Origin of the sequence: Mesoterricola sediminis (assembly GCF_030295425.1) — a bacterium.
GTDB lineage: Bacteria > Acidobacteriota > Holophagae > Holophagales > Holophagaceae > Mesoterricola > Mesoterricola sediminis.
On the sequence record NZ_AP027081.1, the window covers coordinates 439854 to 466802 of the forward strand.

Here is a 26949-nt window from a genome sequence, read left to right on the forward strand (position 1 = left end):
ATCCCCGGGCGGGGCCGCCGGGTCCCGAAGGAACCGGCGGGCGCGTCACCCGGCCGCGGCCTGCAAGGCCGCGACGCGCTCCTCGACCAGGTCGATGACCTCGTCCGGGCCGAGGCCGCAGAAGCACTCCCCCTGCAGCGTCAGGTTCGGGCCCTGACGGCAGCGGTCCTGGCAAAGGGTTCCCTTCACCTTGACCGCGTCCGCCAGGCCCCGCTCCCGCAGGTGCGTCTGGATGAGCTCCAGCACCCGGACGTTCCCGCGGGAGAAGCAGGCACTGCCCATGCAGACCACCAGCTCAATGGCAGGCATGGGTTTCCTCCACCGGCGCGAGATCGCCGGCGAGCACCCGCATGAGGAGATCCATGGCCTGGTCCGCGGTCGCCCTGTGCAGGACGTGGCCGGCCACCTTGACGGTGGGGCCGCGGTCGCAGGCCTCCATGCAGAACGTGGCCCGGATCTCGACCCTTTCCTCGGCCTCGGCGGCCTCCACCCGGCCCAGGAGCTCCTGGAGGAGCTTCTGCGACCCGCGGAGGTGGCATGTGGTCCCCACGCACACCGTGACGGGGATCCGGCCGTGGCCTTCGCCGGTGAGGGCGATGCCCTCCCCCTGGATCCGCTTCCGCACCGCGTAGTGGGTGTGGAGGAGGTGGTGCGCCTCGGGGCTGTTGGGCTCGCCCAGGCGATCCGCGTAGACCTTGGAGACCTGGCCGTTCTGGTGGGGGATCCGCAGGTCCATGGCGGCGTCGAGGCGGCGGAGCTCCTGGGCGCGGCGCTCGCCGGTCTTGCCGCTGGTCTTGGTCGGCTGGCCAGCGCCGCCGGCGCAGCCGCCGGGGCAGGCCATGACTTCCACGAAGTCCACCTGCTCGCGACCCGCGCGCACGTCCTCCAGGAGGGCGCGGGCGTTGGCCAGGCCGTGGACGACGGCGATGCGCAGGGGGCCGTCGGGGAGCTCGAGGGTGGCCGTGCGGCGGCCCCGGGCGCTCCGGACCTCCTCGATGACCGCCTCGCCGCCGAGGAGCCCGGCCACGTTGCGGAGCACGGCCTCGGTCACGCCGCCGGAGTTGCCGAAGATGATGCCGGCGCCGGTCTTGAGGCCGAAGGGCATGTCCATGCCCTCGGGCTCCATCTCGCCGAGGGCGAGGCCGGACTCCTGGATCATGCGGACCAGCTCCTGGGTGGTCAGGACGTAGTCCACGTCGGGGTTGCCGTCCTGGGCGAACTCGGGGCGGCGGGCCTCGGACTTCTTGGCGGTGCAGGGCATGATGGCCACCACGACCAGGTCCTCGCGCGCCACGCCGAGCTCGTCGGGGAGCAGGTCCTTGGCCAGGGAGCCGAACATCTGCTGGGGGCTCCGGCAGGTGGAGAGGTTGGCCAGCTCCGCGGCGCCTTCCTGCTCCATGAACTGGACCCAGGCGGGGCAGCAGGAGGTGAAGAGGGGCAGCTTCTCGCCCTTGGCGCGGCGCTCGAGGAACTCGCGGCCCTCCTCCATGATGGTGAGGTCGGCGGCGAAGGCCGTGTCGAACACCTTGGCGAAGCCCAGGCGGCGCAGGGCGGCCACCGTGCGGCCCATGAGGTGGGGATCCGCCTCCAGGCCGAAGGGCTCGCCGAGGGCGACGCGGACCGCGGGAGCCACCTGGACCACCACCGTCTTGGCGGGGTCGGCGATGGCGGCCCGGACAGCCTCCACGTCCTGGCGGACCGTGATCGCGCCCGTGGGGCAGACCGCGGCGCACTGGCCGCACTGGACGCATTCCACGTCGGCCATGCCCTTGTGGAACGCGGGGGCGACCGTCACGTTGGAGCCGCGGCCGGTGAAGTCGAGGACGCCCAGGCCCTGGATCTCCTGGCACACCCGGACGCAGTCGCCGCAGAGGACGCACTTGTTGGGGTCGCGGACGAGGCCGTGGCTGGAGAGGTCCAGGGGCTTGTCCTCCACCGGGGCCTTGAAGCGCACCCGGTCCACGCCCAGGCGCTGGGCCAGGGACTGGAGCTTGCAGGAGCCGCTCTTGCCGCAGGTGGGGCAGTCGTGGCGGCCGCTGGCGAGGAGCAGCTCGAGGTTGACCCGGCGGAGCTCGCGGACGGGGCCCGTCTGGGTCCGCACCCGCATGCCCGCCTCGGGCGGCGTGGAGCAGGCCGCGACCGCGCCGCGGCCTTCGACCTCGACGACGCAGAGGCGGCAGGCGCCGTAGATGCTCAGCTCGCTGTGGTAGCAGAAGGTGGGCAGTTCGATGTGGGCCTTCCGGATCACCTCGAGGAGGTTCCGCTCGCCCTGGATGGCCACCTTGAAGCCGTCGATGGTGAGGGTCTTGGTGTCGCTCATGTCAGGCTCCGGTGATGGCGTTGAACTTGCAGGCGTCCACGCAGGCGCCGCAACGGATGCACTTGCCGGGATCGATGGCGTGGGGCGCCTTCCGTTCGCCGGCGATGGCGCCGACGGGGCACTTGCGCGCGCAGAGGGTGCAGCCCTTGCACAGCGAAGCCTCGATGGCGGGGGTCATGAGGGCCTTGCACACCCGGCTGGGGCAGACCTTCCGGGTCACGTGGGCCTCGTACTCGTCGCGGAAATGCTCGAGGGTGCTCAGGACCGGGTTCGGGGCCGTCTTGCCGAGGCCGCAGAGGGCGCCCAGCTTGACGTTCCGGGCCAGGGTCTCGAGGAGCGGCAGGGTCTCCTCGGTGGCGCGGCCCTCGACGATGTCCTCCAGGAGCGCCAGCATCTGCCGGGTCCCCTCGCGGCAGGGCACGCACTTGCCGCAGCTCTCGTTCTGGGTGAACTGCATGAAGAACTTGGCCACCTGCACCATGCAGGTGTCCTGGTTCATGACGACCAGGCCGCCGGAGCCGACCATGGCGCCGATGCGGGTCAGGTTGTCGAAGTCCATGGGCAGGTCCAGGTGGGCCTTGGTGAGGCAGCCGCCGGAGGGGCCGCCGATCTGGACCGCCTTGAACCCGGCGGGATCCGCCGAACCGTCCTTGGCCGTGACCCCGCCGCCCACCTCGTGGACGATGTGGCGCAGCGTCGTGCCGAAGGGGACCTCGATCAGGCCCGTGTTGGCCACGTGGCCCGTGAGGGCGAAGGTCTTGGTGCCGGGGCTGCCGGCGGTGCCCACCGCCTTGAAGGCGGCCGCGCCGCGGGCGAGGATCAGGGGAACGGTGGCGAGGGTCTCGACGTTGTTGATGATCGTCGGCTTCCCGAAGAGGCCGCTCTGGGCGGGGAAGGGGGGCTTCGGCATGGGCATGCCGCGCTGGCCCTCGATGGAGGCCAGGAGCGCCGTCTCCTCGCCGCACACGAAGGCGCCGGCGCCTTCCATGACGTGGACGCGGAAGGGGAGGCCGGTCCCGAAGAGGTCGTCGCCCAGCAGGCCCAGGGCCTCGGCGTCGGCCACTGCCCGGCGCACGCGCGCGACGGCCAGGGGGTACTCCGCGCGGACGTAGACGTAGCCCTCCTGGGCGCCCACGGCCCGGGCGGCGATCATCATGCCCTCGAGGACGGCGTGGGGGTTGCCCTCCATCACGCTGCGGTCCATGAAGGCCCCGGGGTCGCCCTCGTCGCCGTTGCAGACGATGTACTTGCGGGGCTCGGCCTGGATCCGGGCCAGCTCCCACTTGCGGCCCGTGGGGAAACCGCCGCCGCCACGGCCGCGCAGGCCGGACTCGAGGATCTCCTTGCAGACCGCCTCGGGGGTCATCTGCCGGAAGGCCTTCGCCGCGGACTGGTAGCCGCCGTGGGCGACGTACTCGCGGACGTCCTCGGGATCGAGGGTGCCGCAGGCCTTGAGGACCGTGCGGTCCTGGAGGGCGTAGAAGGGGATCTGCTCGCGGCCGCGGCAGGCGTCGCCCGTGGCGGGATCGCGGTAGAGGAGGCGGTCCACCGCCTTGCCGCCCAGGAGGGTCTCGCGGACGATCTCGGGCACGTCCGCGGGGCGGACCTTGCAGTAGAGGATGCCGTCGGGCTCGACGCTGACGAGGGGGCCCATCTGGCAGAACCCCTGGCAGCCGCTGCGCGTGAGCAGGCCGTCCCGCTCCCGGGTCTCCTCGAAGCGGAGCTCGGTCTCCAGGTCCAGGCCGTGCGCGCCGGCCTCGTCGCGGAGGGCCGCGAGGACCTTCATGGCGCCGTTGGCCATGCACCCCGTGCCGGCGCAGACGACGATGCGCCGCGCGTGGCGCCGGGACGCCTCCAGGTAGGCCGAGCCCACCGTCTCCAGGTCTTCCATCATGCAGACGCTCACATGCCCTCCGACCGGCGGATGCCGTCCAGGATCTCGATCGCGACGGCCGGGCTCACCTGGCCGTGCACATCCTCATTGACCACCATCGCCGGGGCGAGGCCGCAGGCTCCCAGGCACGAGACCGTCTCCAGCGTGAACATCATGTCCGGCGTCGTCTTGCGGGCGCCGCCCAGGCCCAGGCCGCCCTGCAGGGCGTCGACCAGGTCCTGGCTGCCCTTCACGTGGCAGGCCGTGCCGTCGCAGATGCGGATCACGTACTTGCCCTTGGGCTCCAGCGCGAAGTGGCTGTAGAAGGTCGCCACGCCGTAGACGCGCGCGGGGGGGATGCCGAGGGACGTCGCCACGAGGGTCATGACCTCCTCGGGCAGGTAGCGGTACTCCTCCTGGACGGCCTGGAGGATGGGGACGAGGCGCGTCCGGTCGCGCTGGTGGGCGTCCAGGATCTGGACGACTTTCTCGAATTTGCGTCCGGGCGCGGTGGCCGTGGCTGCTTCCATGGGGTGCTCCTTTCCTTCGGTGCAGACACCTCCCCCGCCGGCCGCGGTGGCCGGAACTCAGGTTCGGGGTGTCGGCCGGCTCCTAGAGGCCGGGATGGACTTCAGCCTCGGCCTCCACCGGGCTGTCGGCGAGTCTGCGCAGGAGAAGGGCGAAGCTCGCGAAGATTTCGAGGTTCTCCACGATCACGTCCGGGGGGACCTCCAGCGTGACGGGGGCGAGGTTCCAGATGGCCCGGATGCCGGCGGCGACCATGAGGTCGGCGGTGGCCTGGGCCGATTCGGGCGGGACCGTGAGGATCCCGATGGAGATGTGCATCCGGCGGCCGAGGTCCCGGAGCTTCTCGATGGGGAGGATGGGAACGTCCCCGACCGAGGTGCCCGCCTTGCGGGGGTCCGCGTCGAAGGCCGCCACGATGCGGGCGCCGGCGCGCTCGAAGCCGCGGTAGTTGAGGAGGGCGGTGCCCAGGCTCCCCACCCCGACCAGGAAGGCCTCGGACTGGTTGTCCCAGTGCAGGAACCCCTCGATGGCGCGCATGAGGTCCGCGACCCGGTGCCCGGTCTTGGGCCGGCCCTGGCATCCCGTCATGGCGAGGTCCTTGCGGACCTGGGTGTGGTGCACCCCCAGCACCTCCGCCATGTGGGCGGCGGAGACCTGGTCGTGGCCGGCGCCCTGGAGGCGCGAGAGGAACTGGTAGTACCTCGGCAACCTTCTGAGCGTGGGGATGGGGACGGCCTGCGGGGCGGGCACTTGGACTCCAATTTTCAAGATTTTTGAGTCGATACAAAAATCATGATTAAGGTAGCCCGTCCGAAAGCCCCTTGTCAACCCGGGTTCGGATTGAAAATGCTCACCCTCCTGTTTTCAGCAGATGCCCCCGTCCCCCCCGGCTCGCGGGCGCGAAGGGGGGCTTGCTTTCTGTACGGAGCGATATATACATAGCGGTCTTCCGTCTTTCAGGCATGGGACCGATAGCTTCCAGGGTCTTTCATGGCTGGCGTTCGGCGGGCGCGACAGGTGTGGAATTTGGGCTTGAATTCCAGGTCAAGGGCGGGTTCAATCGCTCCAGAACCCGCTGATGGCTCTCTTTTCTGATCATATTTTAAATTTATTTAAGCGGAACATCGATTAATCATGACGACCAGCCGAACTGCGCTGGAGGGCGAGGGCCCGTCCCCGTCTCCAGCCTGCCCTCCCCCTGTCCCGGCCGAAGCCGTCCTGCCGTCCCCCCCCGCCCCGGTCCATCGCCGGCCCTGGGTGAGGCGGCTGGGCAAGCTCGCCCTGGACCTGGCCCTGGCCGCCCTCGCCTGGCACCTGGCGGTGGGCCTGGGGCCCGAGGGGGGGGACCGGTTCGTGGACCTGGGGGCCTTCCTGGCCCTGGCCGTGGGCATCGACCTGGCCTTCGGCCTCACGGCCCAGCACTACCGGCTGCTGGAGCTGTCGGATGCCCGGGCGATCCTGTTGGCGGGCGCGGCCCTGGCGGTGCTATCGGCCGGCTGGTGTGCCCTCTGGAAGGGCGCCCAGGACCTGCCCGGACTGGACGACCACGCCATCGCGGGCGGGCTCTGCGGGCTGCTCTGGCTGGTGACCCGGATCCTCTTCCGGTCCCTCGCCTCCGCCCGGCACCCCCACACCGCCCAGGTGCCGGAGCGGGCCCTGATCGTGGGCGCGGGCAGGGCGGGCCTCCGGCTGTGCCAGGACGTGGAGGAGCACCCCCGCCTGGGCCTGCACGTGGTGGGGTTCGTGGACGACGACCCGGAGAAGCAGGGCGTGCGCATCCAGGGGGTCCCGGTCCTGGGCCCCACCGACCGGCTGGATGAGCTCGTCCGGGCCTGGAAGGCCGACCTGGTGATCTTCGGCATGGCCGGCGGGGTCCCCCGGCCGCGCCTGAAGGAGCTGCAGGGCCGGGCCCAGGCCCTGGGCGTGCAGGTCCGCATGGCCCCCGGCATCCGGGAGCGCATCGGCGAGGCCCCGTGGCGCCCCGAGTACCGGGCCGTCCCCGTGGAGCGCCTCCTCCACCGGGCGCCCGTGACCCTGGAGGGCGCCGGCCTGGGGGCCTCCCTGGAGGGCCGCGCCGTGCTCATCACCGGGGCCGGCGGCTCCATCGGCGCCGAGATGGCGCGCCGGGTCGCGGCCTGCCGCCCCGCGCGGCTCCTCCTGCTCGGCCGGGGCGAGAACAGCCTCTGGGAGATCGAGGGGGACCTGGCCCGGGGGTTCCCGGGCCTGCCGGTCGAAGTGGTCCTCTGCGACGTGCGGGACCCGGTCCGGGTGGGCCAGGCGTTCCAGGCCTGGCGGCCCGAGGTGGTCCTCCACGCCGCGGCCCACAAGCACGTGCCCTACCTGGAGCGCTATCCCGAGGAGGCGGTGCGCAACAACATCTTCGGCACCCGGAACGTGGCCCGGGCCGCCCTCGCGGCGGGCACCCGCGCGTTCGTCAACGTGTCCACGGACAAGGCCGTCAACCCCGTCAGCGCCCTGGGCGCCAGCAAGCGCATCGGCGAGCTCCTCGTGCTCGGCGCGGCCCGGCGGGCGCCGGAGGGCAGCCGGTTCGTGAGCGTGCGGTTCGGCAACGTGCTGGGCAGCCGGGGCAGCGTGATCCCCCGCTTCGAGGACCAGATCGCCCGGGGCGGCCCCCTCACCGTGACCGATCCGGCGATGTTCAGGTACTTCATGACGATCCCCGAGGCCGTCCAGCTGGCCCTCCAGGCCGGCCTCCTCGGGGCCGCGGGACGGGTGTACACCCTGGACATGGGCGAGCCGGTGAGCATCCTGGACCTGGCCCGGGATCTGGCGCGGATGTCCGGCCTCACGGCCGGCGTCGACATCGAGGTGGCCTTCACGGGGGCCCGGCCGGGAGAAAAGCTGGTGGAGGAGCTCTTCACCGAGGCCGGCGCGCACCGGGTGGGCCTCCATCCCAAGATCTTCGAAACGCCGGCCGAGGACGTGGACCCCGCCGCCCTGGAGGCCGGGCTCTTGGCCCTCGAGGCCGCCCTGGAGCTGCCCGAGGGGGCCCGCCAGCGGCGGGTGGCGGAGCTGTTCCACCAGCTCGTGCCGTCGTACCGGCCCTCCCCCGTGGGCCTGGGCCGGTTCCTGGACGGGAGGGGATGAACGGTGGTCCGGGCGATGTGTCCCCTCCTCGCGGCCTGCGCTGCCGGGCTCGCCGCCGCGGCCGCGGGCCTGGCCCTGCCGAACCGCTATGCGGCCACGGCCCGGATCCTGCCGGACCTGGGCACGGCGGCTGCGTCAGGGCGCACGGGCGTATGGGCCCCCACCGCCCCGCCCGCCCTTCCGGGCAGCCGGGAGGAGGGCCCCACGGTCATCTTCGTGGAGATCCTCCACAGCCGGCGCGTGGCCGATCGGGTGCTTGGGACCACCTTCGCCTACCGGGACCGCACCTGGGCCCTCGGGGCCCCCGTCGCCCGGCGGGAACCCCTCTGGCGCCACCTGGGGGCCCGGGATCCCGAGGGGGCCCTGGGGCCCTTCCGGCGCGCCCTGGGTGTGGACCGCAACCCCCGCTCCGGCCTCCTGACCCTCACCGCCGAGACCCGGAGCCCGGAGCTCTCCCTCCAGGTGGTCCAGGCCGCCGTGGAGGCCCTGCGGGAGACCCTCCAGGACCTGACCCGCGCCGAGGCCCGGTGGCGGGCGGACGTCGTCCAGCGCCGCCTGGACGAGGTGGAGGCCGCCCATCGGGAGGCCTCCGGGCGGTTCCGCCGCTTCCTGGAGGCCAACCGGAACTGGGAGGCCAGCCCCTCCCCGGACCTGCGCTTCCAGGGCCTCCAGCTGCGGGAGCAGGTGGACCTCCTGGCCCGGGTCCGCGCCAACCTCACCCTCAACCGGGAGCAGGCCCTGCTGGAGGCGGGAGGCCAGGCCCCCGCCCTCCACGTCCTGGACGGCGGGGCCCTCCCCCTCCGGAAGCGCGGCCCCCACCGGGCCCTCCTCGTCCTCGGCGCGGCGGCCCTCGCCGGGGGCGCCGCCACGGCGGTCCAGCACCGGGGCCGCATCCACCACCTCATCTTCGCCAGGGAGCACGCATGAACACCCGCACCACCCTCACCCACGCCCAGGGCCTGATCCGGAAATTCGAAGCACGGACCGGCCAGGTGGGCGTCATCGGCCTCGGCTACGTGGGCCTGCCCCTGGCCGTGGAGAAGGCGAAGACGGGCTTCCAGGTCCTGGGCTTCGACCGGAACGCCGCCCGGGTCTCCCAGGTGAACCTGGGGGCCAGCTACATCGAGGACGTCCCCGAAGGCGAGCTGCGGGACCTGGTCCTGGCCTCCCGGCGCCTGGAGGCCACGGGCGAGTGGAGCCGCCTTGCCGCCATGGACGCCATCGTCATCTGCGTTCCCACCCCCCTGACCCGCAACCTGACGCCGGACCTCCAGTACGTGGAGGTGGTCACCCGGGAGGTGGCCCGCCGCCTCCGGCCCGGCCAGTTCGTCTGTCTGGAAAGCACCACGTACCCCGGCACCACCGAGGAGGTCATCCGCCCGATCCTGGAGTCCACGGGCCTGCGGGAGGGCGAGGACTTCCACCTGGCCTTCAGCCCCGAGCGGGTGGACCCGGGCAACAAGCGCTACACCACGCGCAACACCAGCAAGGTGGTGGGCGCGGCCAGCCCCGCGAGCCTCCAGGTGGCCCTCAGCTTCTACCGCCAGACCATCGTGGAGGTGGTGCCCGTCACCTCCGCGCGGGTGGCGGAGATGGTCAAGGTCTTCGAGAACACCTTCCGCGCCGTGAACATCGCCCTCGTCAACGAGCTGGCGATGCTCTGCGACCGCATGGGGCTGGACGTGTGGGAGGTGCTGGAGGCGGCCGGCACCAAGCCCTTCGGGATCATGCCCTTCTTCCCCGGGCCCGGGGTGGGGGGGCACTGCATCCCCCTGGACCCCCACTACCTGGAGTGGAAGGCCCGGGAGTACAACTTCAACACCCGGTTCATCGCCCTGGCCGGGGAGATCAACCGGCGGATGCCGGAGTTCGTCCTGCAGAAGGCCATGCGCCTGCTCAGCGACCAGGGCCTCGGCCTGCGGGGGGCCCGCGTCCTCGTCCTGGGCCTGGCCTACAAGAAGGACGTGGACGACGCCCGGGAAAGCCCCGCCGCCGAGGTCCTGGGCCTGCTGGCGGAGCGGGGGGCCCGGGTGGACTACCACGACGCCCGGGTGCCCCGGCACGCGGACGTCCACGGCGCCTTCCACAGCGTCCCCCTCACCCGGGAGGTCCTGGAGGAGACCGACCTGGTGCTCATCCTCACCGACCATTCGGACGTGGACTACCCCTTCGTGGTGCGCCACGCCCCCCGGATCCTGGACACCCGCAACGCCACCCGCGGCCTCCTGGCCGAGCCCGGCAAGGTGGTGAAGCTGTGACCCGCGGGGTGCGGGTCGTGGTGGCGGGCGCGGGGCCCTGGGGGTGGAACCACCTCACCACCCTGCACGGCCTGGGGGCCCTCGCGGGGGTGGTGGAGGTGTGCGAGGACACGGCCGGCCGCGTCCGCGCCACCTGGCCGGACCTGCCGGTGTGGGACAGCCTGGCCGCGGCCCTGGACGGGGGCGGCGTGGACGGGGTGGTCATCGCCACCCCGGCCCCCACCCACGCGGCCCTCGCCTGCGAGGCCCTGGCGCGGAGCCGGGGGGTGCTCGTGGAGAAGCCCATGACCCTGGCCGTGCGGGACGCGGCCCACCTGGTGGAGATGGCGGAGGCCGGCGGCCGGGTGCTCATGGTCGGCCACCTCCCCCTCTTCCAGCCGGCCCTCCGGAGCCTGGCGGACCTGATGGCCTCCGGGGCCCTGGGCCGGATCTGCCGCATCGACCTGGCCCGGACCGCCCTGGGGCGGGTGCGGCCCACCGAGGATGTGCTGTGGAGCCTCGGCCCCCACGACGTCGCCGTCCTCCTCCACCTGGCCGGGGCGGCCCCGGCGCGGGTCGCCGCCGCCGGCGCGGCCTTCCTCCAGCCCGGCCTCCCCGACGACGTCCACCTGGAGCTGGGGTTCGCCGATGGCCTGACCGCCCACATCCACCTCGCCTGGTACTGGCCCGTCCGGACCCGGAGCCTCCGGGTCCTGGGCGACCGGGGCATGGCGGTGTACGACGAGGCGGACCAGACCGTGACCCTCCACCACAAGCGCCTGGCGGGGGGGAGCGGCCCCGGCAGGCTCGCCGCCGTCGACGGCGGCGCGGAAACGGTCTTCCAGGGCGGCGGCCAGCCCCTGGCGGCCGAGGACGCCCACTTCGTCCAGTGCCTGGCCTCCGGCGCCCGTCCCCTCAGCGACGGCCGGTGCGGCCTGGACGTCATCCGGGTCCTGGAGCGGGCCGAAGCCCAGCTCCAGGCCCCCTTCCAACCCGCTTCCAAGGAGGCCTGAATGAACACGACCCCATCCGCCCAGGCGGCCATGGTCCACCCCCTCGCCGTCGTCGACCCCGGCGCGGAGGTCGGCGAGGGCACCCGCATCTGGCACTTCTGCCACGTCTACCCCGGCGCCCGCGTCGGCGCGCGCTGCGTCCTCGGCCAGAACGTCATGGTGGCCGCCGGGGTGGTGATCGGCGACGCCTGCAAGATCCAGAACAACGTCTCCCTCTACGAGGGCGTCGTCCTCGAGGACCACGTGTTCTGCGGCCCGAGCATGGTCTTCACGAACGTGCGGACGCCCCGCTGCCTCTTCCCCCGGAACACCTCCGCGGACTACGTGGAGACCCGCGTGAAGCGGGGCGCCAGCATCGGGGCCAACGCCACCGTCGTCTGCGGGGTCACCCTCCATGAAGGCGCCTTCGTCGCCGCCGGGGCCGTGGTCACCCGGGACGTGCCGGCCTACGCCATGGTGGCGGGCGTGCCCGCCCGGATCATCGGCCACATGTGCGAGCGGGGGGAGCGGCTGGTCTTCGGGCCGGACGGCGTGGCCCTCACCTCGTACGGCCAGCGCTACCGCCAGCATCCGGACGGCACCGTCGCCAAGGAGGACGCGTGAACACCGCCACCCGCATCCCCGTCCTCGACCTGTCCTGCCAGCTCGATCCCCTCCTCGACGACCTCTCGGCGGCCTTCGGGCGCGTGCTCCGCTCCTGCCACTACATCCTCGGGCCCGAGGTGGCCGCCTTCGAGGGGGAGGCCGCGGCCCACCTCGGGGCCGCCCACGCCCTGGGCTGCAATTCGGGCACCGACGCCCTGGTGCTGGCCCTGCGGGCCCTGGGCGTGGGGCCCGGGGACGAGGTGATCACCACCCCCTTCACCTTCTTCGCGACGGCCGAGGCCGTGAGCGCCGTGGGGGCCGTGCCCGTCTTCGTGGACATCGATCCCGCCAGCCTCAACCTGGACCCCGGGGGCGTCGCCGCGGCCGTCACCGCCCGGACCCGCGCCCTCCTGCCGGTTCACCTCTTCGGGCGGCCCTGCGACATGGACGCCCTGGGGGCCGAGGCGGACCGCCACGGCCTGCCCGTGGTGGAGGACTGCGCCCAGGCCTTCGGCGCCCGGCACCGGGGCCGGGCCGTGGGGACCCTCGGGGTCCTGGGCTGCTTCAGCTTCTTTCCCACCAAGAACCTGTCCGGCTTCGGGGACGGGGGGCTCGTCACCGCCGCCCGGCCCGAGCTGGCGGAGGCCGTCCGCATGCTGCGGGCCCACGGTGCCCGCCGCAAGTACCACAACGAGACCCTGGGGTACAACTCCCGCCTGGACGAACTCCAGGCGGCCCTGCTGCGGGTGCGTCTGCCCCACGTGGAGGCCTGGAACGCCGCCCGGGTCCAGGCCGCGCGGGGGTACGGCGAGCGGCTGGCAGGCCTGCCAGGGGTGCTGGCGCCGGAGGTGGTGGAGGGCCACGTCTTCAACCAGTACACGATCCGCATCCGCGCCGGGAACGGGTGTCCGGGCCGGGACGCGGTCCAGGCGGCCCTCGCCGCCGAGGGGGTGGAAACGATGGTCTACTACCCGGTTCCCTGCCATCGGCTGCCCGTGTACGCCCGGAGCCACGGGAAGACCGCCTGCCCCGCCGCCGAGGCGGCCTGCGGGGAGGTGCTCAGCCTGCCCTTCTGGCCGGGCATCCCCACCGCCGTCCAGGACCGGGTGGCGGAGGCCCTGGGGCGCGCCGTCCGGGGGGGCCGCGCGTGAAGGACGCCTTCCGGGGGTTCCGCCTCAAGGTCCTGCAGGTGGCGGGCGGAACCGCCCTCGCCCAGGGCCTGATCGTCCTGGCGTCCCCGGTCCTCACCCGCCTGTACAGCCCCGGGGACTTCGGGGTGCTGACGGTCTACATGTCCCTGGTGACCGTCCTCGTCAGCCTGGGCTCCCTGCGGTACGAGCAGGCCCTCCCCCTGCCGGAGGCGGAGGCGGAGGCCGCCGGGCTCCTCCTCCTGTGCCTGCTCCTGGTGGGGGCCACGACCCTGGCGGGCGCCCTCGTCATCGGCGGCCTGCGGCACCGGATCCTCGCCTGGATGGACGCGCCGGCCCTCGGTCCCTTCCTGTGGCTGGTTCCCGTGAGCGTGCTGGGGGCGGGGCTCTACCAGGTCTTCACCTGCTGGGCCATCCGCAAGGAACGCTACGACCGCATCGCCCGCACCCGGGTGACCCAATGCCTCACCCAGCTGGCCGTCCAGGTGGGGGGCGGCCTCCTGGGGGGCGGCGCGGCGTGGCTGCTCGTGGGGGACGCCCTGGGCCGCACCAACGGTACCCGCACCCTCGCCGCCCTGGACTGGCGGCGGGACGGGGCCGCCCTGGGCCGGACCCGGTGGGCGGACGTCGCCGGGGCGGCCCGGCGCTTCCGGGCCTTCCCCCTCCTGTCCAGCGGGACGGCCCTGCTCAACACCCTGAACCTCCGGCTGCCGGGCCTCCTTCTGGCCATCGCCTACGGCCCCTGGGACGCGGGCTGCTTCGCCCTGGCGCAGCGGGTGTTCGCCTTGCCCAGCGCCATCGTGGGGGAATCCGTGGCCCAGGTCTTCTTCGGGGAGAGCGCCCAGGTCGGCCGGAGCGGCAGCCTCATGCCCCTTTTCCAGGGCACGGTCCGCCGCATGTTCCTCCTCGGCCTGCCCCTGATGGCCCTCTCCGCCCTTTCGGGCTGGTTCCTCTTCCCGGTCCTCTTCGGGGAGGCCTGGGGGCGGGCGGGGCGCTTCGCCGCGGCCCTGGCCCCCATGGCCCTGGCCCAGTTCACGGGGGCCTGCGTGTCCAGCGCCCTGGTGGTGCTGGAGCGCCAGGACCTGGCCCTGGTGCGGGAGCTCATCCGGTCCCTGCTCCTCCTGGGGGCGGTGGCGGCCGCGTGGCGGCTGCGCTGGGACGCTTCGCGGGCGGTCAACCTCTTCGCCTGTTCCGGCACCCTCTCGTACGGCCTCTACGGCTGGATCACCTGGTACGCCATCCGCCGGCACGACCGGCAGGGCGGGGCGGTGCGCCCATGACCTGGCGCTGGCCCGTGCCACCCCGCTTCCTCGCCCTGGGCGGCTTCGTCTTCGCGGGGGACCTGAAGGCGGGCCCCCTCCTGTCCCGGCTGCCGGTGGACCTCACCCTCCTGACCGGGGCGATCCTGTCGGGCACGGTGCTCCTGCGCTGGCTCCGGGGGGCCCGGGTGGCCTCCGCCGCGGGCCTGGGCCTGGTCCTCGGCTGGTTCCTCACCTTCCTTCCCGGGGCGGCGGCCACGGCGGCCACCCCCTACGGCACCCGCAAGCTGGCCACCCTGGCCACGTTCAGCCTCCTGGCCGCCACGGCCCCCTTCTTCCTCGTGCGGGACCGGGCCGACCAGGCCCACGCCCTGGAGGGCCTCGCGTGCCTGTGCGGGGTGATCACCCTGGACGCCCTGTCGGGGATGGGGCAGGGGGGCCTCCAGCGCCTGGCCGCCTCCGGGGGCGGCACCATCGCCCTGGGCCGGGCCGCGGGGTTCCTCGCCCTGGCGGGGGCGGCCCGCTTCGCCGCGGGGGGGCGGACCGCCCCCCTCCACCTGGCCTTGGCGGCCGCGGGCACGGTGGCCGCCCTCTTTTCCGGGTCCCGGGGCCCCATGGGGGGCCTGGCCCTGGGCCTCGTCCTCCTCCTGGCCGCCGCGGGGCGGGGCCGTCTGCGCCTCCTCGCCGCCGCCGGGGCCTTGGCGGCGGCCCTCCACCTCTCCCTGGCCCTGGGGCCCGCCGGCTCCCTCCGGCGCGTGGCCGATTTCCTGCGGGGGGAGTTCGGGGCCTCGGAGGCCTACCGGGCCCTGGCCGCCTCCTCGGCCTGGGCCCGGATCCCGGGCGCGCCCCTGGGCCTCGGCCTGGGGGGCTTCGCCACCCAGGTGGACCTGGACGCGGGGGTGGCCCGCCAGTACCCCCACAACCTCCTCCTGGAGACCACGCTGGAAGCCGGCTGGGCCTGCGGCCTGGCCACCGTGGCCCTCCTGGGGGCCGCCCTGGGGCGGGCGTGGCGCTCCGGGGAGGCCCTGCTCTTCGCGGGGGTGGGGTTCTGGACCCTGAACGCCCTGGTGAGCGGGGATGTGAACGACAACCGCCCCCTCTTCGCCCTCCTGGCCACCGCCCTGGCGCGTCCGGGGAAGGACCTCCCGTGAGCCCGCGCCCCCTCGCCGTCGTCACCTCGGCCCATCCCTGGGGCGATCCCCGGGTCTTCGGCCGGGAGCTCCAGGCCTGCCTGGACTGGGGCCTGCCCGTGGACCTGTACGCCCAGGCCCCCCCGGGCGCCGCGCCGGCCCTGCCGGCCGGGTTGCGCTTCCACCCGGTCCCCCCCGCCCGGGGCCGGCTGGGGCGGGTCCTGCGGGCGCTGGGCCTCTGGCGGCCCCTGCTCCGCAACGGGCCCTACCGCCTCGTCCACTTCCACGACCCCGAGCTCCTGCCCGCCATGGCCCTCCTGGCCCTGGCCCGGCCCGGCACCCACCTCCTCTTCGACATCCACGAGGACCTGCCGCTCCAGTTCCGCGCCAAGACCTACGTGCCCGAGCCCTTCCGCCGGCCCCTGGGCATCCTCGCCGCCTGGGCCCTTCACCTGGCGTCCCGGCTGTTCCATGGCTTCGCGCCGGCCACGGAGGCCATCGCCTCGGCCTGGCCCCCGGACGCCACCCGGGTGGTGCACAACTACCCCCGCACCCTCTTCCACCGCCCCGGGCCGGCCCCGGATCCGGACCGGGTGCTCTACATGGGGGGCCTGAGCCGGGAGCGGGGGCTCCTCCTCGCCCTGGAGGCGGTGCGCCGGGCGCGGGCCGTCCGGCCCGGCATGCGCCTGGAGGTGATCGGCTGGCTCCTGGACCGGGAGGTGGAGGCGGCCCTGGGCGCGGCCTCGGCCGAAGGCTGGTGCACCCACACGCCGACCCTGGGGGCCGAGGCCCTGGCGGAACGGGCGAGCGGGGCCGGCATCGGCCTGGTGACCCTGCTCCCCCTGGCCAACTACCAGGAGGCCCTCCCCACCAAGCTCTTCGAGTACATGGCCCTGGGCATCCCCGTCCTCGCCTCCGACTTCCCCCTGTGGCGGCGCCTCGTGGCGGGGAGCGGGGCCGGGCGGGTGGCCGCCCCCGAGCCGGCGGCGGTGGCCGGCGCCCTCCTGGCCATGGCCTCGGACCCCGCCGGCCTCGCCGCCCACGCCCGGCGGGGCCGCGAGGCCTACCTGGCCCGGTACCGCTGGGAGGCCGAGGCCCGCCACCTCCGCTGGCACCTGGCCCGGGCCGGCCTGCTCCCCCCCGAACCCCCTGGAGACGCGCCATGAACATCCTGATCATCAATCCCTACGCCCTGGACCCGGACCAGGCGGGGGGCACCCGCCACTTCTCCCTGGCCCGGGCCCTCCAGGCCCGGGGCCACCGGGTGATGCTGGCGGCGGCCTCCTTCGATCACGGCGCGCGGGTGGACGTGCTGCCCCCGGGGCCCCCGGCGGCGCGCCGGGATCGGCACGGGGTGGCCTTCCTGCGCCTGCGCACGCCCCCGTACCGGGGGAATGGCGCCGGGCGCCTGTGGAACATGGTCGCCTTCGGGCGGGCCGTGGAGCGGGTGTTGCCCGCCCACTTGGACTTCCGCCCCGACGTGGTGGTGGGCAGCAGCCCCCACCCCTTCGGGGCCCGGGGCGGGCTCCGCCTGGCGCGGCGGATGGGCGTCCCCTTCGTCCTGGAACTCCGGGACGTGTGGCCCCAGTCCCTCACGGACGTGATGGGGGTGCCCCCCTGGCATCCGGTGATCTGGCTCCTGGGCCGCCTGGAGCGCGAGCTCTACCGGGGGGCGGACCACATCATCACCCTCCTGGCCCAGGTGGGGCCCCGGGTGGCCGCCCGGGGCGGGGATCCGGAGGCCCTCACGTGGGTGCCCAACGGCATCGACCTGGGCCTCGTCCCGACCCCCGGGCCGCCGGCGGACGCGGGTCCCTTCACAATCCTGTACGCCGGCTCCCACGGGGTCACCAACGCCCTGGACGTGCTCGTGGACGCCGCGGCGGAACTGCGGGGGGAGGCAGGACCCGACGGGCGCCCCTACCGCTTCGTCCTCCTGGGCACGGGCCCGGAGAAGCCGGCCCTGGAGGCCCGGGCCGCGCGCCTGGGTCTGGATGCCCTGGTCTTCCGGCCCCCCGTGCCCAAGCGGGCCGTCTACGGCTGCCTCGCCGAGGCGGACGCCTTCTGGGTGAGCGCCCGGGACAGCGGCCTGTGGGACTACGGCATCAGCTTCAACAAGCTCTACGACTTCATGGCCATGGCCCGCCCCACCCTCGCGGGGGTGCGGTCCCCCGGCAATCCCATCCTCCTGTCGGGGGGCGGGCTGATGGTGGCGCCGGGCTCGGCCCGGGCCATGGCCGACGGGGTGCGGGCGCTGGCGGCCGCGGGCCCCGGGGCCCGGCGGGAGATGGGCGAGCGGGCGCGTGCCTACGTGGCGGCCCATTTCGACATGGCCCACCTCGCCGCCCGCTTCGAAACGGCCCTGGAGGCGGCCCTGGCCCAGGCCCGGCGGGTGCGCGGAGGGGCCCATGCACGTTGATCGCCTGGGGGCCGGCGATCCGGCCTGGACCGCCTTCCTGGGGGAGGTGGACCACGACTTCTACCACCTGCCGACGTACGTGGACCTGTGCGCCCTGCGCGAGGGGGGCGAGGCCGCGGCCTTCCTCGCCGCGGATGACCTCGGCGGTCTGCTGGTGCCCCTCATCCTCCGGCCCATTCCAGGGACGGACCAGCGGGACGCGGGGTCGCCCTACGGCTATCCCTGCCCCCTCCTGTCGGGGCCTCCGGAGCCCGCGCGCCTGGAGGCCCTGCTGGGCGCTTTCGCGGAGGCCTGCGGCCGGGAGGGCCTCGTGAGCGCCTTCCTCCGCCTCCATCCCCTCCTGCCCCTGCCCGCCATCCCCTGGGCGCGCTTCGGGACCCTGGTGGACCACGGCTGGACGATCTACCTGGACCTGACCCAGCCCCCGGAGGTCCTGGACCGCCAGACCCGCGCCAACCACCGCACGGGGGCCCGGCGCCTGCTGGAGCGGGGCTTCCGGGTGGTCCTGGACGCCTGGGACCGCCTGGACGCCTTCGCCGCCCTCTACCTGGCCACCATGACCCAGCGGGACGCGGGACCGGCCTACCGCTTCGGCCTGGACTACTTCCAGGAACTGCACCTGCGCCTGGAGGGCCGGATGCACCTCGCCCTCGTGCTGGATCCGGCGGACACGGTGGCCGCCGGCGGCCTCTTCAGCCGGGTGGGGGGCCTCATGCAGTTCCACCTGGCGGGCACGGACCCGGCCTTCCGGGCCCTGGGGCCCTCCAAGCTCATGATCCTCCACATGCGGGACCAGGGGCGGGCCTGGGGCGCCCGGGCCCTCCACCTGGGCGGCGGGGTGGGCTGCGCCGAGGATTCCCTGGCCCTCTTCAAGCGGGGTTTCTCGCCCCTGGAAGCCCGCTTCCAGACCTTCCGCATGGTCCTGCTGCCGGAGGCATACCGGGCCCTCGGCGGCGCCGCGCCCGGGGACGGCTTCTTCCCCGCCTATCGATCGCCCGGAGGCGTCCATGCCTGAACCCGAACGACCCCTGACCCTCCTCCGCACGGCGGCGGGGTCCCCGCCCTCCGTCACCCAGTACCGGGCCTTCCGGGAGCTGGGGTGCCGCATCGTCGCCGCGGACTGCGAGCCCCGCTCGGTGGGTTTCGCCTTCGCGGACGCGGCCCACGTGGTGCCCCGGGTGGGGGCGCCCGGCTACCTGGACCACATGGTGGACCTGTGCCGGCGCGAGCGGGTGGACCTCTTCCTGCCGGCCCTGGACGAGGAGCTGGTCCTCTGCGCCCGCCACCGGGAGCGCTTCCGGGAGGCGGGGACCCGCATCCTCGTGAGTTCGGTGGCGGCCCTGGAGGCCTGCACGGACAAGCTGGTCACCTACCAGCGCTTCCGGGAACTGGGCGTGCCCACCCCCGCCACCCTGCCTTCGGAGGCCTACCGGCCCGGGGACCTGGAGGGGTGGCCCCTCGTCCTGAAACCGCGCCGGGGCCGGGGCGGGCAGGGGGTCCACCTGCTCCGGGACGCGGAGGAGGCGGCCTTCCTGGCGGGCCGCACCCCGGACGCCGTCGTCCAGGCCTTCTGTCCCGGCGAGGAGCTGACCCTGGACGTGCTGGCCGATCCGGACAGTGAGGTGCGCATCCTCGCCCCCCGGCGCCGCTTGGCGGTGGATTCGGGCATCTCCTCCCGGGGGGCGACCTGCTGGCGGGAGGACCTGCTGGAGCCCGTGCGGCGGATCGTCCAGGGCTTCGGCCTCGCCGGCCCCTTGAACATCCAGTGCTTCGTGGCCGAGGGGCCCCGCTTCACGGAAGTGAACGCGCGCATCGCGGGGACGGCCATCCTCTCCCAGGCCGCCGGGGTGCCCTTCTTCCAGGGGGTGCTGGCCCTGGCCCGGGGGCAGCGGCCCCCGGCCTGGCTCCAGCCGCCGCCCCCCCTGGAGATGGCCCGGTACTGGGAGGAACACTACCGCCGGCCGGCGGAGGGCTGACCATGGGGAGCCTGCTGGCGGTCGGCTTCGACCTGGACTACACCCTCTGGGACCACGGCCGGTTCGCGGAGACCTTCTTCGCGGCCGTGGCCGGCGAGGTGGGCGGGCGGCTCGGCCTGGCCCCCGCCCGGGTGGAGGCCGAGCTGCGGCGGGCCTGGCGGGACCTCACGCCCGGGCACCCCCGGCTCTTCGACACGGCCCTGGCCCGCCTCGGCTCGGCGGACCCCGCCCTCGCGGCGGACCTGGTGGCGCGGTACCGGCGCCACCGGCCCCCCATCCGCCCCTACCCCGGGGCCCTGCCCCTGCTGGAGGCCCTGCGCCGCAAAGGCCTGCGCCTCTTCCTCGTGACCGACGGCGGGGCGGCGGTCCAGCGCTACAAGGTGGAGGCCCTGGGGCTGGCCAGCGCCTTCGACGCCCGGGTCTTCACCGGCGATTTCCCGGCCCTGCTCCGCAAGCCGAGCCCCTTCCCCTTCCTGGTCGCGTGCCGGGGCCTCGGGGTGCCGCCCCGCCGCTGCGCCTTCGTGGGGGACAACCCGGAAACGGATTTCGAGGCGCCCCGCTGCCTGGGCATGCTGGCCATCGGCGTCACCACGGGGCCCTACGCGGAACTGCCCCCGGCGGCGGGCCTGGGGCCCCACCGGCGCGTGCGGGACCTGCGGGACCTGGAGGACCTGGCATGATCGGCCTGAAGGTGAAGCGGGCCTTCGATCTCGTCGTGGCCCTGGTCCTGCTGGCCCTCGCCGGCCCCTTCCTGCTCCTGGTGGCCCTGGCCATCCGCCTGGACTCGCCGGGGCCGGCCCTCTTTCGCCAGGCCCGCCTGGGGCTGGGGGGGCGCGTGTTCTCCATCTTCAAGTTCCGGACCATGCGGGCCGGCGGGGACGCCGGCAGCCTGGTCACCCATCGGGACGACCCGCGCATCACCCGGGTGGGGCGCCTCCTGCGGGCCACGCGCCTGGACGAGCTGCCCCAGCTCCTGAACGTGGTGCGGGGGGAGATGAGCCTGGTGGGGCCGCGGCCCCTCCTGCCCGAATACCTGCCCTACTACGCCCCCGGCGACCGGCGGCGCATGGACGTGCCCCCGGGCATGACCGGCTGGCAACAGGTGAACGGCGCCGCCCGCCACACCTGGCGGGAGCGCATCGCCCTGGACCTCCACTATGTGGACCACCGGACCTTCCTCCTGGACCTGCGCATCCTCCTGCGCACCGTCCGCGTGGTCCTGCGGGCCGACACCGTCTATGCCCCGGACGGGTCCCAGACCAGCGGCGTGCCCGACGGCGCCCCCCGGGACGGAGGCCGCCCGTGAGCCGCCTGGTCAAGCTCGTGGTGGCGCCCCACGCGGACGACGAGGTGCTGGGCGCGGGCGGGGCCATGGCCCGCTGGGCGGGGGAGGGCCACGCGGTGCACGTGGTGGTGGCCACCCGCGGCTATCCGCCCCTGTTCGCCCCCGAGGCCGAGGCCCGCTGCCGGGAGGAGGCCGTCCAGGCGCATCGCCGCCTGGGCGTGGCGACCACCCGGTTCCTGGACCTGCCCGCCGCGGGCCTGGACACCCTCCAGCACCGGGAGCTGAACGCCCGGCTCCTGACCTGCCTTCAGGATCTGGCGCCGGATGAGCTGTACCTGCCCTTCGTGGGGGACCTGCACCGGGACCACCAGCTCGTCTTCCTCTCCGCCCTCGTGGCCGGGCGGCCTTCCGGGCCGGTCTATCCCCACCGCATCTATGCCTACGAGACCCTCTCCGAAACCAACTGGAACGCGCCCTACCTGTCGCCCGCCTTCACCCCCAACCACTTCGTGGACATCGGGCCCACCCTGGACGCCAAGCTGGAGGCCTTCGCCCTCTTCCGGTCCCAGGTGAAGGAGCCCCCCCACGAGCGGAGCCTCATGGCCCTGCGGGCCCTGGCCGTGCTGCGGGGGGCGACGGTGGGCCTGCCGGCGGCCGAAGCCTTCGTGACCATCCGCACGGTCGCCTGAAGTCCCGATTCCGGAATGCGGATCCCGGATGGGGACGGCGGGGCGCCGCCGCCGGCCGCTTCGCCCCCGCTTCCGCCCCCCGCCCTCGCGCCGGTGCCCGCGGCGCGCGGGCCGCGGGCCCGCCCCGGAGGCGCGGGAGATGGCGGAGGTTCAGGGAGGCATCCTCCTTGCCAGGGAGGGGGGCACCCCGGCTGTTCCGGGGCTCCACCCACGAGGATGCTTCATGACCTGTCGTGCAACTTGTTTGCTGGCTTTCGCGGCCGTCGCCCACGCCGGCGGCCCCGGATCCCTGCCCCTGCTGCTCGCGGCTCCGGCCGCGGTGCGGGAGGGCACCCCGGTGTCGGCGCCGGCCCTGATCACGGCGGGGATGAAAGCCGTGCTCGCCTCCGTGCCCGCCCAGGCGGGCGCCACCTACCAGTGGACCGTGGACAACGGGACCCTCGTGGGCGCCAGCGCCAACGCCGCGGTGTACTTCAACGCGCCGGCCGAACCGGGCACCGTCACCCCCACCTGCCGGGTCACGGTGGGCGGGGTCACGTCCGTGTACACCCGCAGCCTTCCCGTGGTGGCCCCCCTGACGCCCACGCCCGTCTGGTACGGGTCCGGCTGGTCCGCCGACGCCCTCGCCAACACCGTGGTGGGCGGCCCCACCGGCAACGTGGTGAGCTACCGGTTCCAGGCCCAGCAATCCCAGGTCCTGGAGGCCATCCGCATCTTCTTCATCTGGTCCACCACCAAGGCGGGCTATGCCTCCGGCCTGGGGGGGACCGTGCGGGTCGACCTGATGGGTGATGACGGATCGGCCAGCCATCTGCCCGGAGGGCCGGTCCTCGCGACGGTGTCGTACGGCAGCATCATCCCCCAGAACAACTACTACCCCCGGCTCACCTTCCCCCTCCCGGCGCAGCTGACGGCCGGATCCCTCTACCATCTGGTCTTCACCAACGTGGACCCGGACCCGGCCAACAACTGGATCTCCCTGGACACCCTCTGGACGGACGCCGCCACGGCCCCCATGCAGCCGGTCCTCCCGGACCCGGCCTTCGCGGTGCTCTTCCGGACGGCCACCGGGGCCTGGCGCCTGCGCCAGGGCTTCACGCCGACGCTGGGCCTCTACTACACCAGCGCCACCCAGGGCAACGGCTACATGGAGGTGTGGTCCACCAACCCCAAGCCCATCTCGGGCCCCGCCGCCGTGCGGGAGGTGTTCACCGTCTCGGGGCCCAGCCGGACCTTCAGCAGCGTGAACGTGCGGCTCCAGCGCACCGCCGGGGAGGGTCCCCTCACCGTGCGCGTGGAGGAGGGGGACGGGACCCTGGTGGAGGCCGTCGAGGTCCCGGCCAGCGCCGTGCTCCAGGGCGTGCCCGCCTGGATCCAGGTCCCCTTCACCCAGGCCCACGCGCTGAACAGCGGCGTGGCCTACCACCTGGTGCTCACCGCCCCGGCCGGGACCACGTACGCCGCCTTCCCCATCCGGAAGGGCCTGGACAAGGGCTTCACCCCGGCCATGGTGTTCCCCGACGGCTATGCCCAGTTCACCACCTCCGCGCCCGGAGGCTGGACGGGCTGGGACATGTGGGGCACGCCGAACCTCACCTTCAGCGACCTCCAGTTCGCCTTCGTGCCCTGAGGGGGGACCGGGCCGTCCCGAGCGGCATCCAACGTGGCCAGGGAGGATGCCATGCGGCTCGGGATCCTGGTCCTGGCGCTCGCGCAGGCCGCCTGGGGCGGCGGGGCCCGCTATGGTCCCGCCCTCCAGGCCGAAGCCCTGGCCAACACCACCCTCGGGCCCTACGGGAACGAGGTGAGCGTGCGGTTCCGGGCCGCCCCGGGGGGCGTCCTCCGGGGCGTCCGGCCCTTCCTCATCTGGAGCTTCCACCGCAATGGGTACCACGGGGGCACGGGGGGGATCCTCCGGGTGGAACTGCGGCCCGATGACGGCACCCCGGCCCACGGGCCCGGCCGGGCGGTGCTCGCCGTCAACGCCGAGCGGGTGTACCTGGTGCCGGCCAGCGACCAGTTCTACCCCCTGCTGGCCTTCGACCGGGCCCCCACGCTCCGGGCGGGCCAGTGGTACCACCTGGTCTTCAGCAACACCCATCCCGAGCGGGAGACCAACTTCCTCTCCCTCAACGCCCTCTTCGACCGCGCCGGGGCGCGTCCCCGGCAGCCCCGCCTGCCGGACGAGGATTGGACCCTCCTGTACCGGAATGCCCGCCAGCCGGCCTGGACCCCGCGCCGGACCCCGGGCACCCAGGAGGCCTTCACCCCCATCCTGGAGGTGGTGTACGAAGGGGGCGCCTCCCAGGGCATCGGGTACATTGAGGCCTGGGTGGCCGCCGCCCGGCCCATCGGGGCGGAGGACCAGGTGGGGGAGGCCTTCACCCCCGCCCGCACCCTGCGGGTGAAGGCCCTCGCCGTGCGGGTGCGGCGGTTGGCGGGCCAGGGGCCCCTGCGCCTGCGGATCGAGGAGGCGGGGGGCAAGGCCCGGGCCCGGGCCGAGGCCGCCGTCCCCTCCGGGGGCCTCGCCTGGGCCCGGGCCGACCTGCCCGAGCCGGCCGTCCTGGAGGCGGGCACTCCCTTCCGCCTCGTGCTGGAGGCGGCGGGGGGGGACCGCTTCGAGGCCTTCCCCCTGCGGAAGGGCACGGACAAGGGCTTTGGTCCGGCGACGGTGTTCACCGAGGGCCACGCCGAGACCGGCCGCGGAGGGGCCTGGACCGGCTGGACCCAATGGGGCAGGCAGGACCGGAAGGACGCCGACCTGCAGTTCTACTTCGAGGTGGAGTGAGGGTCAGGCCTTCACGGCGAGGCTCACGACGGTCTTGTCGTTGCCGCCCATGTTCACCATCAGGCCATGCTCGGTGCGGGGGGCCACCTGGTAGGTGCCGGCCCGTCCCTTCAGCTGGCGCCACAGGTCCACGGCCATGCGGACCCCCGTCGCGCCGGTGGGGTGGCCGTAGCCCACGAGGCCGCCGCCCGCGTTGGTGGGCCAACGCCCATCCCGCCGGGTGATCCCCGCGACGACGGCGTCGGCGCCCTCGCCGGGGGCGGCCATGCCCAGCGCCTCCGTGAGGAGGATTCCGGACACGGTGAAGCAGTCGTGGACCTCCACCACGCCCACGTCCCCGATGGCGAGGCCGGCCATGGCGAGGGCCCGGCCGGCGGCGACCCGGCAGGTGGCCATCTCCGTGGGGTCCGCCGGCGGGGTGGTGAGGTTGGCGGCGGCATGGCCCAGGCCCGTCACCTGGACGGCGTCCTCCCGGCCCAGGCCCAGGCGGCGCAGGCCCTCCTCCGAGGCCACCACGAGGGCGGCGGCGCCGTCGGACACCTTGGAGCAGTCGAAGAGGTTGAGGTGATCGGTGAAGACCCGGGGGTTGGGCGGGGTCCGGCCGAGGGCGAGGAGGTCCTGGGCGCGGTTGGTGTACTCCTGGGCGTCGGGGTTCAGGCGGGCGTTCTCGATGGCGTTGCGGAACCAGTGGGCGAAGCCCTCGCGGGCCCGCTCGGCGCCCACCTTGGCGGCGTAGGCCCCCGCGCGGTCGGAGAAGGCGCCGGGGAAGAAGTAGGCGTGGCCGTCCTTGCGCTCTCCGTCGTACCAGCCGGCGCCCGCCAGGTAGTCGGCGCAGTAGATGGCCTTGACCGTGTTCTGGATCTCCACCCCCAGGACGAGCACCACGTCGGCCAGGCCGCTGAGGACGCTCTTCAGGCCGGAGACGAGGGCGAGGCCCCCCGAGGCGCAGGCGCCCTCCACCCGGAGGGCGGGCTTGAATTCAAGGGCGGGATGGAGGTTCAGCATCAGGGCGCCCAGGTGGCCCTGGCGGTTGAAGCGCTCGGCCATGAAGTTGCCGATGACACACTCATCGATCGCCCCGGGATCGCCGATCTGGGCCAGGGTCATGCGGCCGGCCTCCCGGATGGTTTCATCCAGGCCGGGACGGGGCTTGCGGGGGCTGAATTCCGGGCGCCCGGTCCCCAGGCTCACGGTGGTGGCGCCGGCGGCGAGGAAGACGGGCTTGGGCATGCGGTTCATGGGCGCCTCAGTCCAGGTAGTCGTTGATGGGGCCGTACAGGTGGAAGAAGCCCAGGGTCAGGACGTCGTTCACGTCCTCGGGCCGCGCGGCGACGCCCTGGCGCACCAGGTCCAGGGCCACGTCCCGGCTGTCGAAGACGTGGGCCCGGGCCATGCCGGCGCCCAGGGAATCGAGGTCCTTCAGCCTGCGGAAGTAGGCGCGCAGCTTCTCCTCCCGGGCGGGGTCGCGGCTGAGGGCCTTCCAGGTGAGGGCGGGGTCGGGGTGCGGGCCCAGGAGGCCGTCCATGTCCCGGACGAAGGCCTCGTCCAGGGGGACGTAGTCCCGCGCCGCCGGGTCGAAGATCCCCGCGGGGCGGCCCTTCTCGTAGCGCAGGAAGCCGTCCTTCTGGGCCCCGGAGGAGGTCTGGCCGCCGCGGATCCCCAGGTCCAGCATGTGGTCGATGAGGTCGCTGTGGAGGCCGTCCTGGAGGTAGTGGTCCATCACCCGGAGGATGAGCTGGAAGACGTCGATCCCCACGTAGTCGATGAGCTGGAACATGCCCATGGGGCGGAGGAGCCAGTCCCGGCTCACCTTCTCGACCATGTAGAGGGCCTGGACGAAGCCGTAGTCCCGGGCCAGGTGCTCCATCTCGCGGATGCAGTGGAGGCCGTCGCGCATGAAGTGGCCGTTCCCGATGAAGCCGGCGATGTCCCGCGCCGGGACCGTCGTCTTGCGCAGGATCTTCGCGAGGGCGTAGGCGGCCTCCACCAGGTCGGGGTCGCAGCCGTCGGGGACGATGACCTCCAGCAGCTTCTGGACCGCCGGGGGGTTGTAGAAGTGGTAGCCGATGAGCCGGCCCCCGATCCCGCACTGCTCCGCGAGGACGCGGAGGGGGATGGAGGAGGTGTTGGTGAGGAACCAGGTGGAGGGGGGGCAGAGGACGGCCAGCTCGTTGTAGATCTCGACCTTCACCTCCTCGCGCTCGAAGGCGGCCTCGAAGACGAGGGACGAATCCTTGGCCAGGGCGAGGGCCTTGCCGGTCCGGACGTGGATCATGACCTCGTCCACGAAGGCCTGGACCATCTCCCCGTTCTCCACGAGGTCGGCCCGGTCCCGGAAGACGGCCCGGAGGCGGTTGATCTGCTTCTCGCCGTCCTTCCGGGCCTGGTCGCGCAGGTACCGCTGCAGGCCCTGGAGGGGACCGTCGGCCATGTCGACGAGGTTCAGGACGTACGTGGCCCCCGGATCCTCCAGGGCCCGCCAGGCCATCTCCAGGGCGAGGAGGAGGGCGATGCCGCTGCCCATCTTGCCGGCGGCGCCGATGACGGCCACGTGCTTGAGTCGCTGGTTGAGGTCCATCCGGGCGTTCTCC

Annotated in this window: 24 protein-coding genes; 17 read left to right on the plus strand and 7 right to left on the minus strand. The window is 73.8% G+C overall.

All coding sequences use genetic code 11. The annotated features are described in order from the left end of the window. Positions 1–45: 45 nt before the first annotated feature. The 5 genes from R2J75_RS02010 to R2J75_RS02030 all read right to left on the minus strand — a co-directional run bounded on the left by R2J75_RS02010 (position 46) and on the right by R2J75_RS02030 (position 5471). Complete coding sequence (locus tag R2J75_RS02010) at positions 46–309, minus strand: (2Fe-2S) ferredoxin domain-containing protein (protein WP_243330787.1); 264 nt, start codon at positions 307–309, stop codon at positions 46–48. Beyond that, positions 296–2320, minus strand: a complete 2025-nt coding sequence (locus R2J75_RS02015; RefSeq protein WP_316410962.1) for a [FeFe] hydrogenase, group A — start codon at positions 2318–2320, stop codon at positions 296–298. The genes R2J75_RS02010 and R2J75_RS02015 overlap by 14 nt, the downstream gene beginning before the upstream one ends. Before the next feature lies 1 nt (position 2321). Further along, complete coding sequence (locus R2J75_RS02020; protein ID WP_394365907.1) at positions 2322–4214, minus strand: NADH-ubiquinone oxidoreductase-F iron-sulfur binding region domain-containing protein; 1893 nt, start codon at positions 4212–4214, stop codon at positions 2322–2324. An 8-nt stretch (positions 4215–4222) separates the two neighbouring features. Beyond that, complete coding sequence (gene nuoE / locus R2J75_RS02025; protein WP_243330781.1) at positions 4223–4723, minus strand: NADH-quinone oxidoreductase subunit NuoE; 501 nt, start codon at positions 4721–4723, stop codon at positions 4223–4225. An 82-nt stretch (positions 4724–4805) separates the two neighbouring features. Further along, positions 4806–5471 carry a redox-sensing transcriptional repressor Rex gene (locus R2J75_RS02030; RefSeq protein WP_243330779.1) on the minus strand — a complete coding sequence of 222 codons (666 nt, stop codon included), beginning with the start codon at positions 5469–5471 and terminating at the stop codon, positions 4806–4808. 384 nt (positions 5472–5855) lie between these two features. Between R2J75_RS02030 and R2J75_RS02035 the strand changes: the two genes are divergently transcribed. The 17 genes from R2J75_RS02035 (at position 5856) to R2J75_RS02115 (ending at position 24358) form a co-directional block, all read left to right on the plus strand. Then, the gene (locus R2J75_RS02035; RefSeq protein ID WP_279342663.1) at positions 5856–7829 is read left to right on the plus strand and encodes a polysaccharide biosynthesis protein; all 1974 of its coding nucleotides are present in this window, start codon (positions 5856–5858) and stop codon (positions 7827–7829) included. Between the two features lie 15 nt (positions 7830–7844). Continuing rightward, positions 7845–8756 carry a GumC domain-containing protein gene (locus tag R2J75_RS02040; RefSeq protein ID WP_243330777.1) on the plus strand — a complete coding sequence of 304 codons (912 nt, stop codon included), beginning with the start codon at positions 7845–7847 and terminating at the stop codon, positions 8754–8756. Then, positions 8753–10087 carry a nucleotide sugar dehydrogenase gene (locus R2J75_RS02045; RefSeq protein WP_243346194.1) on the plus strand — a complete coding sequence of 445 codons (1335 nt, stop codon included), beginning with the start codon at positions 8753–8755 and terminating at the stop codon, positions 10085–10087. The genes R2J75_RS02040 and R2J75_RS02045 overlap by 4 nt, the downstream gene beginning before the upstream one ends. Further along, the gene (locus R2J75_RS02050; RefSeq protein ID WP_316410963.1) at positions 10084–11079 is read left to right on the plus strand and encodes a Gfo/Idh/MocA family protein; all 996 of its coding nucleotides are present in this window, start codon (positions 10084–10086) and stop codon (positions 11077–11079) included. The genes R2J75_RS02045 and R2J75_RS02050 overlap by 4 nt, the downstream gene beginning before the upstream one ends. Then, complete coding sequence (locus R2J75_RS02055) at positions 11080–11682, plus strand: acyltransferase (protein WP_316410964.1); 603 nt, start codon at positions 11080–11082, stop codon at positions 11680–11682. Further along, the gene (locus R2J75_RS02060; RefSeq protein ID WP_316410965.1) at positions 11679–12815 is read left to right on the plus strand and encodes a DegT/DnrJ/EryC1/StrS family aminotransferase; all 1137 of its coding nucleotides are present in this window, start codon (positions 11679–11681) and stop codon (positions 12813–12815) included. Before R2J75_RS02055 ends, R2J75_RS02060 begins: the two co-directional genes overlap by 4 nt. Beyond that, positions 12812–14092, plus strand: coding sequence for a lipopolysaccharide biosynthesis protein (locus tag R2J75_RS02065; protein WP_243330760.1), 1281 nt, complete (start codon positions 12812–12814; stop codon positions 14090–14092). The genes R2J75_RS02060 and R2J75_RS02065 overlap by 4 nt, the downstream gene beginning before the upstream one ends. Beyond that, positions 14089–15222: an O-antigen ligase family protein gene (locus R2J75_RS02070; RefSeq protein ID WP_316410966.1), complete on the plus strand. Its 1134-nt coding sequence runs from the start codon at positions 14089–14091 to the stop codon at positions 15220–15222. Before R2J75_RS02065 ends, R2J75_RS02070 begins: the two co-directional genes overlap by 4 nt. Next, a complete protein-coding gene (locus tag R2J75_RS02075; protein ID WP_243330757.1) occupies positions 15219–16367 on the plus strand; it encodes a glycosyltransferase family 4 protein in 1149 nt (382 codons plus the stop codon). Before R2J75_RS02070 ends, R2J75_RS02075 begins: the two co-directional genes overlap by 4 nt. Beyond that, on the plus strand, positions 16364–17620 hold the full coding sequence (locus R2J75_RS02080; protein ID WP_243346190.1) for a glycosyltransferase family 4 protein: 1257 nt from the start codon (positions 16364–16366) through the stop codon (positions 17618–17620). Before R2J75_RS02075 ends, R2J75_RS02080 begins: the two co-directional genes overlap by 4 nt. Further along, positions 17610–18635 carry a GNAT family N-acetyltransferase gene (locus R2J75_RS02085; RefSeq protein WP_316410967.1) on the plus strand — a complete coding sequence of 342 codons (1026 nt, stop codon included), beginning with the start codon at positions 17610–17612 and terminating at the stop codon, positions 18633–18635. The genes R2J75_RS02080 and R2J75_RS02085 overlap by 11 nt, the downstream gene beginning before the upstream one ends. After that, complete coding sequence (locus tag R2J75_RS02090; RefSeq protein WP_316410968.1) at positions 18628–19596, plus strand: ATP-grasp domain-containing protein; 969 nt, start codon at positions 18628–18630, stop codon at positions 19594–19596. The genes R2J75_RS02085 and R2J75_RS02090 overlap by 8 nt, the downstream gene beginning before the upstream one ends. A gap of 2 nt (positions 19597–19598) precedes the next feature. Next, complete coding sequence (locus tag R2J75_RS02095; RefSeq protein WP_243330748.1) at positions 19599–20276, plus strand: HAD family hydrolase; 678 nt, start codon at positions 19599–19601, stop codon at positions 20274–20276. Beyond that, a complete protein-coding gene (locus R2J75_RS02100; protein WP_243330746.1) occupies positions 20273–20902 on the plus strand; it encodes a sugar transferase in 630 nt (209 codons plus the stop codon). Before R2J75_RS02095 ends, R2J75_RS02100 begins: the two co-directional genes overlap by 4 nt. Beyond that, entirely contained in the window at positions 20899–21570 is a 672-nt protein-coding gene (locus R2J75_RS02105; protein WP_316410969.1) for a PIG-L deacetylase family protein, read from the plus strand. Before R2J75_RS02100 ends, R2J75_RS02105 begins: the two co-directional genes overlap by 4 nt. Positions 21571–21793: 223 nt before the next feature. Continuing rightward, on the plus strand, positions 21794–23200 hold the full coding sequence (locus R2J75_RS02110; protein ID WP_243330742.1) for a hypothetical protein: 1407 nt from the start codon (positions 21794–21796) through the stop codon (positions 23198–23200). Between the two features lie 51 nt (positions 23201–23251). Then, positions 23252–24358: a hypothetical protein gene (locus R2J75_RS02115; protein WP_243330740.1), complete on the plus strand. Its 1107-nt coding sequence runs from the start codon at positions 23252–23254 to the stop codon at positions 24356–24358. A gap of 3 nt (positions 24359–24361) precedes the next feature. Here the strand turns inward: R2J75_RS02115 and R2J75_RS02120 are convergent, their stop codons facing one another. Then, entirely contained in the window at positions 24362–25597 is a 1236-nt protein-coding gene (locus tag R2J75_RS02120) for a thiolase C-terminal domain-containing protein (protein ID WP_316410970.1), read from the minus strand. A 7-nt stretch (positions 25598–25604) separates the two neighbouring features. Continuing rightward, on the minus strand, positions 25605–26936 hold the full coding sequence (locus R2J75_RS02125) for a 3-hydroxyacyl-CoA dehydrogenase family protein (RefSeq protein ID WP_243330736.1): 1332 nt from the start codon (positions 26934–26936) through the stop codon (positions 25605–25607). Positions 26937–26949 lie beyond the last annotated feature (13 nt).

Coding starts and splice junctions, on each gene's coding strand:
- R2J75_RS02010 (WP_243330787.1), bottom strand. CDS start 309: ATGCCTGCCATTGAGCTGGTGGTCTGCATGGGCAGTGCCTGCTTCTCC.
- R2J75_RS02100 (WP_243330746.1), top strand. CDS start 20,273: ATGATCGGCCTGAAGGTGAAGCGGGCCTTCGATCTCGTCGTGGCCCTG.
- R2J75_RS02080 (WP_243346190.1), top strand. CDS start 16,364: ATGAACATCCTGATCATCAATCCCTACGCCCTGGACCCGGACCAGGCG.
- R2J75_RS02070 (WP_316410966.1), top strand. CDS start 14,089: ATGACCTGGCGCTGGCCCGTGCCACCCCGCTTCCTCGCCCTGGGCGGC.
- R2J75_RS02090 (WP_316410968.1), top strand. CDS start 18,628: ATGCCTGAACCCGAACGACCCCTGACCCTCCTCCGCACGGCGGCGGGG.
- R2J75_RS02085 (WP_316410967.1), top strand. CDS start 17,610: ATGCACGTTGATCGCCTGGGGGCCGGCGATCCGGCCTGGACCGCCTTC.
- R2J75_RS02125 (WP_243330736.1), bottom strand. CDS start 26,936: ATGGACCTCAACCAGCGACTCAAGCACGTGGCCGTCATCGGCGCCGCC.
- R2J75_RS02040 (WP_243330777.1), top strand. CDS start 7,845: ATGTGTCCCCTCCTCGCGGCCTGCGCTGCCGGGCTCGCCGCCGCGGCC.
- R2J75_RS02015 (WP_316410962.1), bottom strand. CDS start 2,320: ATGAGCGACACCAAGACCCTCACCATCGACGGCTTCAAGGTGGCCATC.
- R2J75_RS02055 (WP_316410964.1), top strand. CDS start 11,080: ATGAACACGACCCCATCCGCCCAGGCGGCCATGGTCCACCCCCTCGCC.
- R2J75_RS02095 (WP_243330748.1), top strand. CDS start 19,599: ATGGGGAGCCTGCTGGCGGTCGGCTTCGACCTGGACTACACCCTCTGG.
- nuoE (WP_243330781.1), bottom strand. CDS start 4,723: ATGGAAGCAGCCACGGCCACCGCGCCCGGACGCAAATTCGAGAAAGTC.
- R2J75_RS02045 (WP_243346194.1), top strand. CDS start 8,753: ATGAACACCCGCACCACCCTCACCCACGCCCAGGGCCTGATCCGGAAA.
- R2J75_RS02110 (WP_243330742.1), top strand. CDS start 21,794: ATGACCTGTCGTGCAACTTGTTTGCTGGCTTTCGCGGCCGTCGCCCAC.
- R2J75_RS02120 (WP_316410970.1), bottom strand. CDS start 25,597: ATGAACCGCATGCCCAAGCCCGTCTTCCTCGCCGCCGGCGCCACCACC.
- R2J75_RS02115 (WP_243330740.1), top strand. CDS start 23,252: ATGCGGCTCGGGATCCTGGTCCTGGCGCTCGCGCAGGCCGCCTGGGGC.
- R2J75_RS02035 (WP_279342663.1), top strand. CDS start 5,856: ATGACGACCAGCCGAACTGCGCTGGAGGGCGAGGGCCCGTCCCCGTCT.
- R2J75_RS02020 (WP_394365907.1), bottom strand. CDS start 4,214: ATGATGGAAGACCTGGAGACGGTGGGCTCGGCCTACCTGGAGGCGTCC.